General features: G+C 74.7%; 11 protein-coding genes. 6 read left to right on the forward strand and 5 right to left on the reverse strand.

Annotated elements, in window-relative coordinates:
* Window positions 1-101: 101 nt before the first annotated feature.
* Together GL259_RS21075 and GL259_RS21080 are read left to right on the forward strand one after the other, a co-directional pair.
* Window positions 102-677, forward strand: coding sequence for a SigE family RNA polymerase sigma factor (locus GL259_RS21075; protein ID WP_159538818.1), 576 nt, complete (start codon window positions 102-104; stop codon window positions 675-677).
* Window positions 674-2,188 carry a hypothetical protein gene (locus GL259_RS21080; protein WP_159534931.1) on the forward strand — a complete coding sequence of 505 codons (1,515 nt, stop codon included), beginning with the start codon at window positions 674-676 and terminating at the stop codon, window positions 2,186-2,188. The genes GL259_RS21075 and GL259_RS21080 overlap by 4 nt, the downstream gene beginning before the upstream one ends.
* Window positions 2,189-2,237: 49 nt before the next feature.
* Here the strand turns inward: GL259_RS21080 and GL259_RS21085 are convergent, their stop codons facing one another.
* The gene (locus GL259_RS21085; protein ID WP_279578627.1) at window positions 2,238-3,038 is read right to left on the reverse strand and encodes an SURF1 family protein; all 801 of its coding nucleotides are present in this window, start codon (window positions 3,036-3,038) and stop codon (window positions 2,238-2,240) included.
* Window positions 3,039-3,193: 155 nt separating this feature from the next.
* Here GL259_RS21085 and GL259_RS21090 point away from each other — a divergent pair, with 155 nt between their 5' ends.
* Complete coding sequence (locus GL259_RS21090) at window positions 3,194-5,041, forward strand: prolyl oligopeptidase family serine peptidase (protein WP_159534933.1); 1,848 nt, start codon at window positions 3,194-3,196, stop codon at window positions 5,039-5,041.
* 99 nt (window positions 5,042-5,140) lie between these two features.
* Here GL259_RS21090 and GL259_RS21095 read toward each other — a convergent pair whose 3' ends face one another.
* The gene (locus GL259_RS21095; RefSeq protein ID WP_159538820.1) at window positions 5,141-7,042 is read right to left on the reverse strand and encodes an NAD(P)-binding protein; all 1,902 of its coding nucleotides are present in this window, start codon (window positions 7,040-7,042) and stop codon (window positions 5,141-5,143) included.
* 214 nt (window positions 7,043-7,256) lie between these two features.
* On the opposite strand from GL259_RS21095, the gene GL259_RS21100 reads away from it, so the two are divergent.
* Window positions 7,257-8,303 (forward strand): permease, encoded by a 1,047-nt coding sequence (locus GL259_RS21100; RefSeq protein ID WP_159534934.1) that lies wholly within the window; start codon window positions 7,257-7,259, stop codon window positions 8,301-8,303.
* A 41-nt stretch (window positions 8,304-8,344) separates the two neighbouring features.
* Complete coding sequence (locus tag GL259_RS21105; protein ID WP_159534935.1) at window positions 8,345-9,079, forward strand: TIGR03943 family protein; 735 nt, start codon at window positions 8,345-8,347, stop codon at window positions 9,077-9,079.
* Window positions 9,080-9,085: 6 nt separating this feature from the next.
* Here the strand turns inward: GL259_RS21105 and GL259_RS21110 are convergent, their stop codons facing one another.
* Window positions 9,086-9,310, reverse strand: coding sequence for a twin-arginine translocase TatA/TatE family subunit (locus tag GL259_RS21110; protein ID WP_159534936.1), 225 nt, complete (start codon window positions 9,308-9,310; stop codon window positions 9,086-9,088).
* 153 nt (window positions 9,311-9,463) lie between these two features.
* Between GL259_RS21110 and GL259_RS21115 the strand changes: the two genes are divergently transcribed.
* On the forward strand, window positions 9,464-9,853 hold the full coding sequence (locus tag GL259_RS21115) for a BlaI/MecI/CopY family transcriptional regulator (protein WP_159534937.1): 390 nt from the start codon (window positions 9,464-9,466) through the stop codon (window positions 9,851-9,853).
* Between the two features lie 78 nt (window positions 9,854-9,931).
* On the opposite strand, the gene GL259_RS21120 is transcribed toward GL259_RS21115, so the two are convergent.
* A complete protein-coding gene (locus tag GL259_RS21120) occupies window positions 9,932-10,222 on the reverse strand; it encodes a zinc-ribbon domain-containing protein (RefSeq protein ID WP_159534938.1) in 291 nt (96 codons plus the stop codon).
* A 1,263-nt stretch (window positions 10,223-11,485) separates the two neighbouring features.
* A complete protein-coding gene (locus tag GL259_RS21125) occupies window positions 11,486-11,992 on the reverse strand; it encodes a GNAT family N-acetyltransferase (protein WP_243762348.1) in 507 nt (168 codons plus the stop codon).
* Window positions 11,993-12,334: the final 342 nt, after the last annotated feature.

Consider the following 12,334-nt stretch of genomic DNA (forward strand, 5'->3'; position numbering starts at 1 on the left):
CTGGCGTGGCTGAGGTACTCGACTTCACAGCGCCGCGTGGCACGGCCCTACGGCCTCCCCGCCAGGCCCTCCGACCCCGCATGCCCGGTGCGCCCGGCGGCATGCCGGTGATCGCGCCCATGCCCGCAGCGCGGCCCGCCCGCATACCCGGTCAGCGTGACGGCGCCGACGACGTCGTGGCGGCCGGCACCACCGTCGACCATCTCACCGAGACCTACCGCGCGCACTACCGCTCGCTGCTGGGCCTCGCGGCGCTCCTCCTCGACGACACCGCCTCCTGCGAGGACGTCGTCCAGGAGGCGTTCATCCGGGTGCACTCCGCCCGCAAACGCGTCCGCGACCCCGAGAAGACCCTGGCGTACCTGCGGCAGACGGTCGTCAACCTGTCCCGTTCCGCGCTGCGCCGCCGCATCCTCGGTCTCAAGCTGCTCTCCAAGCCGATGCCCGACATGGCGAGCGCGGAGGAGGGCGCCTACGACCAGCTGGAGCGCGACTCCCTCATCCAGGCGATGAAGGGGCTGCAGCGCCGCCAGCGCGAGGTGCTGGTGCTGCGCTACTTCGCGGACATGACCGAGGCTCAGGTCGCCGAGACGCTCGGCATCTCGCTGGGCTCGGTGAAGGCGTACGGCTCGCGCGGCATCGCGGCGCTGCGGCTGGCCATGGAGGCCCCGGCATGAGCGACGGCAAGGACGCGCGGCGCGAGGAGCGCGAGCCGCAGGGCCCGCGCCCGTCCGGCGACGCCCGCGAGCCGCAGGGCCCGCCCGCGCCCGAGGGGATACGGGAGTCCGGGGACGCGGGGGAGCCGGCGGACGCCGACGGGCCCGGGGACGCCGGCGAGCCCCTGGGCCCGAGCGGGACCGGTGACGGTGACCGCGCCGGTGACGCGCCCGACGTCGACGGTCCCGGTGGTTCCGGCGGTCCCGCCCTTCCCCGGGACGCCGGCGATTCCGGTGACCTCGATGCCCCGGACGAGTCGCGGCGGACGCGGGCGCCCGAGCCCGACGGCCCGCCCGACGCCGTGCCGCCGAGGAAGCCGACGTGGCTGCGCGGACCCGGGAAGCCGCACGGACAAGAGCCGAAGCAATCGCACGCTGGGAACGGAACTGTGAACCACGGCCCCGACCGACAGGGCCCCGACGAGCAGGGCCCCGAGGGATTCGACGGACTCGACGCGGACGAGCTGGCGCTGCGCACGATGCTGCACCAGGTGGTGCGGGAGGTGGAGCCGAGCGACGGCACGCTGGACTACCTGCGCCGGGCGGTCCCCGCCCGCCGTGCCCGCAAGCGGCAGGCCCTCGTCGGCATGGCCGCCGCCGCGCTCTTCGTCGGCACCGCCGTCCCCGCCGCCGTCCACGTCTCGAACACGGCCGGCTCCGACGCCAACCCGTCCGCCGTCGGCCACGCCTCGCAGACCCAGGGCGGCACCGGCGACGGCAAGGGCCCGGGCAACGGCGAGACCACCGCGGGCGGCGCCTCGGACCAGGTCGAGGGGACCGGCAAGGGCGACAAGAAGGACGAGGACAAGGGCGGCGCGAGCACCGGCACCAGCGAGGGCGCGACCGAGGGGGCCGACCCCTCGTCCGGCACCGAGGCCGGGGCGTCCGCCTGCACCGCCGACCAGCTCGGCCCGGCGGTCGCGAGCAGTGCCGCCCCCGACTCCACGGGCGCGGTCTACGGCTCCTTCAGGGTCACCAACGTCTCCACCGGGAGCTGTACCGTCGACGGCCCCGGCGGCGTGAGCGCGACGCCGGCGGGCGCGGCCGATCCCGCCAGGGTGACCTCGGCCCGGCACGTGGCGGGCGACGCGGCGGCCGGTCTGCCCGACCCCTCCGTGGAAGTGATGACCCTGGTGCTCGCGCCGGGGGAGGCGTACGAGGTGAAGTTCGCCTGGGTGCCCTCCGAGCCCTGCTCCCCCGCGGGCGGCGGTACGGACGGCGGCGGCACCGGCGGCCCCTCGCCCGACCCGTCGCCCACTGAGGACCCGACGACGACGAGCGGCGCGTCCACCGGTACCGGCACCGGTACCGAGACCGGGATGTCCACGCAGCTCGTCATGGAGGACGGCACGGCTGACGGCAGCGTGACGGTGACGTACACGGCGGCCACGGGCTCGGGCGTGGGCACCGCGACGGTGAGCAACGCCTGCGCGGGCACGGTCTACTGGACGGGCCTGCTGACGGGGATGTGACGCCGGGGGCCGCCACGGCCCCCGCCTCCGCCTCCGAGCCGGTCCGGCGTCACACCGTGGACGGAGCCGACGGCGCCGGCTCCGGCTCCTCGTCCGGGACCAGGCCGAGTTCCGCGTCGCGGGCGAGTTCCACCTCGCGGCGCAGGAGGCGGAACCACATGAAGATCACGAAGCCCACGAAGGCGAACCACTCCGCGGTGTAGCCGAGGTTCTGGAACGCCTTCAGGTCCAGGCCCGTCCCGCCCGGCGCGGACGCCGGCACCGCCTTCATCCCCGAGTCACCGCGGTTCAGCGTGACCCAGGCGTCGTACACGTCGTACGGCACCAGGTTCACCAGCGAGGCCGCGCTGATCGCGGCGGTCTGGCCGTCCGGCAGCCCGCTGCGGGCGCTGACGCCGTTGCTGCCCGGCGTCTCGGACGCCTGGAGCGCGCCGGTGACGGTGACCTCGCCGGCGGGTGCCGCGGGCGCCTTCGCCGGGTCGGGGTCGCCGGGCAGCCAGCCCCGGACGACGGGCAGCGCCTTGCCGGTGTCGGTGCGCAGCAGCGTCAGGACGTAGTAGCCGCCCGTGCCGTCCAGCGTCCGGTCGGGCACGAGCAGCTGCTTGTCGTACCGGCCGGTCGCGGTGGTCTGCTTGCCGGAGGTCGCCTTGGTCACCGGCAGCAGCCGGTCCAGCGGCCTGGCCGCCTCCCGCTTGTCGGAGGTGACCCGCGCCTCGGCGTCGCGGTGGCTGTCCACCCGGTCCTCGAACCGGCCGAGCTGCCACGACCCCATGAAGATGCAGAAGGGGATGGCGAGCAGCACGAAGACGTTGATCCCCCACCATCGGGGCGTCAGCAGGAACCGGTACACGCCCTCCACGGTACGGTGCTCCCGGCCGTCCCCGGCCCGCGGGGTCGTCCCGGGGGAGGGGCGGGCCTGAGGACCGGTGGAAGATCCGGTGGAGGTTGTCCACAGGCCGGGGACCTCGGCGGCGCGATGTCCGCCGGGGCGGGCAGTATGGGGCCATGACTGAGAGCAACGGGTCCGACGCGCCGGACCGGCCGGACCAGACCGAGCGAGTGGTGGAGCAGGGCGGGGACATGCCCGACTGGGAGAAGCGCTTCCGGGCGCCCCGGGTGTCCCTGCCCGAGTGGGCGCAGGACGCACCCGACCGCTCCCTGTTCGTGTCGAACGCGACGGGGACGTACGAGCTGTACGCCTGGGACCGGTCGACGGGCGAGCAGCGCCAGGTGACGGACCGGCCCAACGGCACGACGGACGGCGTGCTCTCGCCGGACGGCGAGTGGATCTGGTGGTTCGACGACAAGGACGGCGACGAGTTCGGCGTCTGGCGCCGCCAGCGCTTCTCCGGCGGCGAGGACGACCTCGCGGCGCCGGGCCTGGACCCCTCCTACCCCGCCGGCCTCGCGCTGGGCCGGGACGGCCGTACGGCGGTCGTGGGCCGCTCCACGGACGAGGACGGCACGACCATCCACCTGGTCCGCACCGGCGAGCCGCCCGTGGAGATCTACCGCCACCGCGAGTCGGCGGGCGTCGGCGACCTCTCCCACGACGGTTCGCTGATCGCCGTGGAGCACACCGAGCACGGTGACGCGATGCACTCCGCGCTGCGGGTGCTGCGCCCCGACGGCACGGTGGTCGCCGAGCTCGACGACACCAGGGGCGGCACCGAGGAGCTGGGCCTGGAGGTGCTGGGCTTCGCCCCGGTCGCGGGCGACACCCGGCTGCTCGTCGGGCACCAGCGGCGGGGCCGCTGGGAGCCCCTGGTGTGGGACGTGGCGACCGGGGAGGAGACGGACCTCGCCCTGGAGCTGCCCGGCGACGTGAGCGCCGAGTGGTACCCGGACGGCACCGGGCTGATCATCGCGCACGGCTTCGAGGCCCGCGGCGAGCTCTTCCGCTACGACCTGGCCGAGCGGCGGCTGGTGAAGGTCCCCACCCCGCGCGGCGCGGTCTCGGGTGCGACGGTCCGCCCCGACGGCAGCGTGGAGTACCTGTGGTCGTCGGCGGCCGAGCCGCCGGTGGTCCGCTCCACCGCGGGCGGTGTCGTCCTCGACCCGCCCGGGATGAAGTCGCCCGGCTCGGTCCCCGTGGAGGACGTGTGGGTGGAGGGCCCGGGCGGCCGCATCCACGCCCTGGTCCAGAAGCCGGCCGGCGCGACCGGCCCGCTCCCGACGGTCTTCGACATCCACGGCGGCCCCACCTGGCACGACAGCGACTCCTTCGCCGCGGGCCCGGCGGCCTGGGTCGACCACGGCTACGCGGTGGTCCGCGTCAACTACCGCGGCTCCACGGGCTACGGCCGTGCCTGGACCGACGCCCTGAAGCACCGGGTGGGCCTGATCGAGCTGGAGGACATCGCGGCGGTCCGCGCGTGGGCGATCGGCTCCGGCCTGGCGGACCCCGCCCGGCTGGTCCTCACCGGCGGCTCCTGGGGCGGCTACCTCACCCTCCTCGGCCTCGGCACCCAGCCCGACGCGTGGGCGCTGGGGATCGCGGTGGTCCCGGTCGCCGACTACGTCACGGCGTACCACGACGAGATGGAGGCGCTGAAGGCGATGGACCGCACCCTGCTGGGCGGCACTCCGGAAGAGGTCCCCGAGCGCTTCGAGGCGTCCTCCCCGATCACCTACGTCGACCGGGTCAAGGCCCCGGTCTACATCTCGGCCGGCGTCAACGACCCGCGCTGCCCCATCCGGCAGATCGAGAACTACGTCCAGCGCCTCGAGGCCCGCGGCGCGGTCCACGAGGTCTACCGCTACGACGCCGGACACGGCTCCCTGGTGGTGGACGAGCGCATCAAGCAGGTACGGCTGGAACTGGACTTCGCACGCCGGCACCTCGGCGGGTGACCCGGTAACGGCGACGGCGACCGGTCCCGGGGCGGGCGGGGCCGGCCGTGTCGCCCACGGCGCCCGCCGGGCCGGGGCCGGGGACGGCGGCCGCGGGGCTCACGTCTCCGCCCGCTCCCGCCCCCTGCGTCCCAGCAGTTCCGCCAGCCCCCGTCGCGTGGCGGCCAGCACCACGCGGTCCCCCGCCCGCAGGACGTAGGTGTCGGGCAGGTCCCACACCAGTCCCGAGCCCGCCGCGGCGCCGGACCTCTCCTCGCCCCGCTCCCCGCCGGAGGCGGACGCCGCGGTGTCCAGGGCCAGCACCCGCCACGCCCCGGCCCGGAACGCCTCGCCGACCGTCTTCCCCTCCAGCTGCGGGTGCCCGCCCACGACCACCGCCGCGAACAGCAGCACCCGCCGCTCGACCGGGATCGCGCCCAGGATCTGCCGCCCCATCATCGATCCGGCGAACGCGGGCGCGGCCAGGTGGGACACACTGCGGCTCCGGGTCAGCGCGCCGGGGTGCGCCGTCCGCAGGGTGCGGTACACCGCCTTCGCGAAGTCGTCGTCGTACAGCCGCAGCACGACCCGCAGGTCGGGCCGCACGGACCGGGCGTACAGCACCGCCTCGAGGTTGGTGGTGTCCGCGCTGGTCAGTGCGAGCAGCACGTCCGCCCGGTGGATCTTCGCGGCCTCCAGGACGCCCTCCTGCGTGACGTCCCCGAGCACCACCGGCACCCGTAGCCGCCGCGCCGTCGCCATGCCGCGCGCCTCCGGGTCGGCCTCGACGCACACCACGGGGATGTGCAGCTCCCGCAGCCGCGTCAGCACCCGCGTCCCGATCTTGCCCAGCCCGAGCAGCACCACGTGACCGCTCAGCCCGCGCGGCGGCTTCCGCAGCGCCGACGCGGTGCGGAACGTCCCCAGCGCCTCCAGCACCGCCGCCAGCAGCACCGGCAGCAACAGCAACCCGACCAGTCCCGACAGCAGTTGCAGCACCTGGCGGCCGGTGGACTCGTGGTGCGCGGGCTCGTTGATCGCGAAGAGGTCGAGCAGGGTGACGTAGGTGGCGTGCAGCGGGTGGTCCCGCGTGACCACCGTCAGCGCGACGGCGAGCGCGACCACGGCCGCCACCAGCCCCGCCAGCGACCAGCGCAGCCGCCGCGAGAACAGCGAGGCGAACGGCGGCACCCGGGCCCGTCCGGCCGGCAGCGGCGGCCCCGAGTAGGACACCTGCTCCAGCACCACCGTCCCGCGCCCCGTCGCCGCCGCCACCGCCGCCGCGTCGGGCAGCAGTTGCGGCCCCTGCTCCCCGCTGTCCTCCGAACCCTCCGCACCGGCCGGGTCGTTGCTCGTCGCGGACAGCAGCGCCAGGGTGCACAGACCGGGGTCGGCCACCTGGCCCGGCTCCGGCGGCCGGCGTTCCACGGCCCGCAGCAGCAGGCCGCCGGCGTCGACGACCTTGTTGGTGCCGACGAGCGCGGTGCCGACCAGCGCGGGCGCGGCCGTGTCCGCGTCGGACAGGACGGTCGTGGAGGCGTCGCCCCCCGGACCGTGCCGTCCCTGTGCGTCCGGGTCGGCCAACTCGGCCGCCTGGTCCAGCAGTTCCTCGATGTGCTGGCCCAACCGCCGGTTGTAGAGCCTGAGCACGATCCGCAGCCGGGGGTTGAGCCGGCGGGCGGTGAGCGCGGCGCGGATGTTGGTCTCGTCGTCGTCGTACACGAGGGCCAGCGCGGCGGCCCGCTCCACGCCCGCCTCGGCGAGCACGGCCTCGGTCGGCTCGGCGGCCTCCACCACCCGCTCGCCCGGGGCCGGGGTCCCGTCGAAGCCGCCGTTGCCCCGGTTGACGGCGGTCACGACCCGGTCGAGCAGGGCCGCGGAGGCCGCCCGGGCCCGCCCCACCACCGGCTGCCGCACCCGGCGCCCGGCCGGCGGCACGACGAGCACGACCTGCTCGCGGTACACGCCCCGGAGTTCGGCGGCGAGCCGGTGCGCCAGCCCGTCGTCGCCGCACACCACCATGGGCGCGGAGGGGTCGCCGGGCAGGGCCGGATTCGGAAGGAGGCTCACCACGGGGGAAAAGACTGCCCCATGCGCACGGGTGGTTCCAGGTGTGATCGGCGGCGGGCTGAACGGCCGTACCGGTCGCGCCGTATGGAGGGGGAGGGGCCCCGGCGTTCAGGGGGTCCCGGCGTCCCGTCTCGTCGCGCGCGTTCCCCGGAGGTGCAGCCGGCCCGTGTTCCTCACCAAGTCGGCCCCGGACGAGGCCGAACCCGTCGGGGAGCCCACAGGGGAGCCCGCCGAGGAGCTCGGCGGGGAGCCCGGCGAGCAGCCCCGTCACCTCACCTCCCCCCTCCTCCTCGTCCTGACGCTGCTCACGGCCGTGATGTTCCAGGACACGATCCGCCGCGCCCTGACCGCCCCGGTGACGCAGAGCTGGATGACGGTGTTCGTGGCGGTGGTGCTCCAGGCCCTGCCCTTCCTGGTGTGCGGCGTCCTGCTGTCGGCGGCGATCGCGGTGTTCGTCCCACCGTCCTTCTTCGCCCGGGCGCTGCCGCGACGCCCCGCGCTGGCGGTCCCGGTCGCCGGCGCGGCGGGCGCGGTGCTCCCCGGCTGCGAGTGCGCGTCCGTGCCGGTGGCGGGCGCGCTGGTGCGCAGGGGAGTGACCCCGGCGGCGGCCCTGGCGTTCCTGCTGTCCGCTCCGGCCGTCAACCCGATCGTGCTGACGGCCACGGCGGTCGCCTTCCCGAACGACCCGGAGATGGTTCTCGCCCGCTTCGTCGCGAGTCTGCTGGCGGCGTGCGTGATGGGCTGGCTCTGGCACCGCCTGGGCCGCGCCGACTGGCTGCGCCCACCGGCCCGTCCGTCCCACGGGGGCCGGAGCAGGGGTGCGGCCTTCTGGGAGTCGGTGCGGCACGACGTGATGCACGCGGGCGGTTTCCTGGTGATCGGCGCGACGGCCGCGGCGACGCTGAAGGCGGTGGTCCCGGCCGAGTGGCTGCGGGCCGCGGCCGGCGACCCGGTGCTGTCGGTGCTGGCGCTGGCGGCCCTCGCCGTCCTGCTGTCCCTCTGCTCGGAGGCGGACGCGTTCGTGGCGGCGTCGCTGACCCAGTTCTCGGCGACGGCCCGGCTCACCTTCCTGGTCGTGGGCCCGATGGTCGACCTCAAACTCTTCGCCATGCAGGCGGGCACGTTCGGCCGTGCCTTCGCCCTGCGCTTCGCCCCCGCGACCTTCGTGACGGCGGTGGCGGTCTCGGCCCTGACGGGAGCGGTGCTGCTGTGAACCCGGGGAAGCGAAGGAACCGGAGCGACCGGAGCACGCGGGTGCGTCCGCGTCCGGACCGGCAGGCCCAGGCGGCGCTGCTGTTCCTCCTCGGCGCGACCGTGCTGCACGCCGGCTGGACCGACCTCCACCTGCGCTACGTCAAGGCCGGCCTGCGCCCGCTGCTCCTGCTGGCGGGAGCGGTCCTGATCGCCACGGCGGCGGCGACGGTCCGGTACGGGTGGCGCCACCGTGCCGGGAAGGACGACCCCGCCGGGCAGGACCACCACCCGGAGCCCCGCGTCTCCTGGCTGCTCGCCCTCCCCCTCCTCGCCCTGGTCCTGGTCGCCCCACCGGCCCTCGGTTCCTACAGCGCCACCCACATGGGCACGGCCCTGCAGGAACCCTTCGGCTTCCCCGACCTCCCCGCCCGGGGCCCCCTGCGCCTCGGCGTGGACGACTACGCGGCACGCGCGGTCTACGACGACGGCCGCCACCTCCGCGGCCGCCCCCTCACCCTCACCGGCTTCGTGGCCCTGGACGGATCCGGCGCCCCGTACCTGGCCCGCATGACCCTCGACTGCTGTGCGGCGGACGCCCAGCCGGTGAAGGTCGCCCTGACCGGCGAGATCCCCCCGGTCCTGCAACCGGACAGCTGGCTGGAGCTCACCGGGACCTACACCCCGCGCCGCACGAGGGACCCGGTCAACGACGGTCCCGTGCCCTACTTCGAGGTCACGGCGGCCCGGCCGGTCCCGCCCCCGGCCGACCCGTACGACGACGCGGGGAGCGGCTGAGGACGCTCACCGCCGGGGCCGCTCCGCCTCGGGCGAGGCGTCCCCGGGGACGGTCTCCCCCCGGATGACACGGGGCGCGTCCCGCCGGTCCTGCTCCTCGGCGGCCCGGGCCTCGGCCTTCAGGATGCGGGCGGACTTGCCCGCCGACCGGGCGAGGTCCGGCAGTTTCCGGGCGGCCAGGACGGCTATGACGACGACGAGGATGATCGCGAGTTCGCTCAGTCCGAACATGGGGTCCGTTCCTCTCGTGAGCCGGTGCCGAGTGCCGGCGGCGGTGGCGGGTGCCGCCACCGGAATCTACAGCAATGTAGAGAATTTGACGGAGTCCGCTCATCTATACGATGACCGCCCGGGAAACGTGCGGCGGCGGAAGGGAGGCGGGCCGTGGCGGAACACGGGCGGCGCCCCCGGCGGCGGGGACAGGGCGAGCTGGAGGCACAGGTCCTGTCGGCGCTGCGGGAGGCGGACGGACCGGCGACGGCCGGCTGGGTGCGGGAGCGCCTGGGCGGCGACCTCGCCCACACGACGGTCGTCACGATCCTGACCCGGCTGCTGGACAAGGGCGCCGTCACCCGGGAGCGGACGGGCCGCTCCTTCGCCTGGACCCCGGCGTCGGACCACGCGGGCCTGGCGGCCCACAAGATGCACAAGGTCCTGGACGCCGAGAGCGACCGCAGGGCGGTTCTGGCCAGCTTCGTCACCGGCCTCGCCCCGGACGACGAACGGCTGCTGCGCGAACTGCTGGACCGGCCCGGGAGCGAAGGGGAGGACTGAGACCCCCCGAGGGTGTCCGTCTCCGCGGCGACACCGCTGCGAGGACCACCCGGGCCGCCCGGGCCTCGGGACAGGGCCTCAGGACTGGTAGGGCTGCTGCTGGGGCTGCCCGTACCCCTGGCCTCCCTGACCGGCTGCGGCCTGTGCCTGGAGCTGCTCGGCCTGCTCCTTGGTCACCCGCTGCTCCGCGCCGCAGAAGGTGCACTGCGTCGCGTACTTCGTCGAGAAGGGGAAGAGCGGCACGAAGAACAGCGTGAACTTCGTGACCCGCTTCCTGAGCGTGTGCGCGGACGGATTCCCGCACTGCCCGCACACCAGCGTCAGTATCGCGAGCTGGTACAGATACCCCTTGGTACCGAAAATGATCATGTCGCCCATCCTTCCCGGGGCGCGGCCCGCCGAACCGCCGCACCGCCTGCCACTCCGCTGAGAACCATGCCACCCGGTCGCCGGTCACCCGGTCGGCAATCGGCGATGTGGCGGCCGGGAAACTGCCGTACCGGGCACGAGTACCCTCGGTCACCCCCTCTTGCCCCTGCACCGAGCGGCCGCCGCGAGGCGGGCCGGTGGCGGCTCCTCGGCAGGGCGTGCGTCGCGGAGCGAGGCGCGACGGACGAGATCCGAAAGCCCGCGTCCGAGGAAGCGGACCGGTCCGGTGCCGGTGTCCCCGGCCCGGCGAGGACGCGAGCCGGCGCTCCGGGTGGGCGAGCGCCGGGTCCGGTGCGACGGCACCCACGGTGCCGCCCGGCGCTGCGGGGCACCGCCGGTTTCAGTCCCGCGAAGGCGGCGACACGGACGTCTCCGTCTTCCCGCTGCACCGCCGTCGCCACGACCGTACCGGGGGCAGGCGACGGTGATCACCGCCACGTCCCGTTCAGCTCCTGAACGGGCAGGTCGTTCCCTCGAGGCCGCCTCGTCGGACGGTCGGCCCGAGGCGGTCCGGGACGAACCGGAGGATGTCCGGTCCTGCCGTCCCTGCCGTTGGGCGAGGCGGACGAAGCGCCGGCACGCTTCGACGGCCAGGGCCCGGCTCGCCGGACGCCGCCGTCCGCACCGCCGCTACGAGCGCAAAGCCGGCCGCTTCCCGGCCTTCACCCGCCAACGCAGCGGTCCGAGGGAGTGGGGTGGCTCGGCCCGGAGGCGGGAGGACGACGACTGGCCGATGCCTCGCATCAGTCAATCCCCCGTCGGACCACAGCAGTTCGCCGTATGAGATGAACCGTTGGACATTCACCTGACCCCACCCCTGTCGTTGCCGCTCCGACGACCGACGGCTGCGGCCGGGGCGAGGATCGCCTGGGCCTGGGCAGCGGCGACGGCGAGTGTTTCGGAGCACTGGAAGGTCCTGGGGTGAACCTCGTCCAGGATCTCCCGGGCCTTGTTCGCGTGGGTCCCGTAGTCCGCCGTGGTCCCCCCTCGTGGTGGTGGTCCGCACTGCGGTGAACAAAGCCGCGGCTGCCACCTGATCGGGACGTGAGGGCACGGCGTCCTGAACCCGGGGTCTCATCCTCATCGGGGCGATCACCGGTCTTCATGACCACCGGACCACCGGACCACCGGCCCACGGCCCACGGCCCGGCGGTCCGTCCTCCGGGGCCCGGCGTCGGCCGGTGCTGTTCGTGCTTGCCGACGTCAGCTGTTGATGCCAGGAGCCTGCCGCACGCTCTTGCGCAGGGACATGGATTCCACGTCGTAGCCGTTGCGGCGATACAGAGCAATGGCTGCCTCGTTGTCCCCGGAGACGTTCAGGCCGAGAGAAGTCCAGCCCTCACGGACAACGAGTTCTTCGGCGGCGCAGAGGACCGCGGACCCGTATCCGCGGCGCCGGAACGCGGGGAAGACGTTGATGTCGTACAGCCAAGCCGAGCCGGCAGTGCCCGCGGCCCGGCGCGGATCCGGGCCGATCCACGCGTTCCCCACGACCTCGCCTGCCTCGTTCTCCGCCACCACGAGATGGTGACCGGCCGTGTCGAGCCCGTCGGGGAGGAACTGCGCCGTGCCCTGATGAGCCCGCTCCCGCGCCAGCTCCTCGGGCATGAACTTGCCGAGTTCCCGGGCCGTCTCGGCTTCGCGGTGCTCAGTCGCCGCGTCGTACTCCGGCGGTGTCATCTTCCGCAAGGTCACCTTCTGCGCGTCCATGCCCCCATCTTCGGCCGGTCACCGGTCACTGCGGTACCGGGTTTCCGATCCTGCGGGGCTCCAGCTCGACCACGACGATGCCCGCTCCCGTCCCGTCCGCCGTCGACCCTCACACCGTGGAGCGGGCGTGGCTCCCGGCGTCCAGGTGGAGCGCGCCGCTGTGCGAACGACCCGGACACCGGGGACCGCGTCTGCTCGGCTCCGCCTGAGACCGTCGCACGCCATGCGGGCTCTGCCTTCGGGCCGTCGCTTCGCCGCGGCCCCACGGGCCGGCTCCCTGCCGAAGGCGCAGAGGGGCCGAGCCCAAGGGGCCCGCCCGCGCCTCGCGCGGGTCCCTGAAGA

The organism is Streptomyces sp. Tu 3180, from assembly GCF_009852415.1.
In the GTDB taxonomy this organism is placed as follows: Bacteria; Actinomycetota; Actinomycetes; order Streptomycetales; family Streptomycetaceae; genus Streptomyces.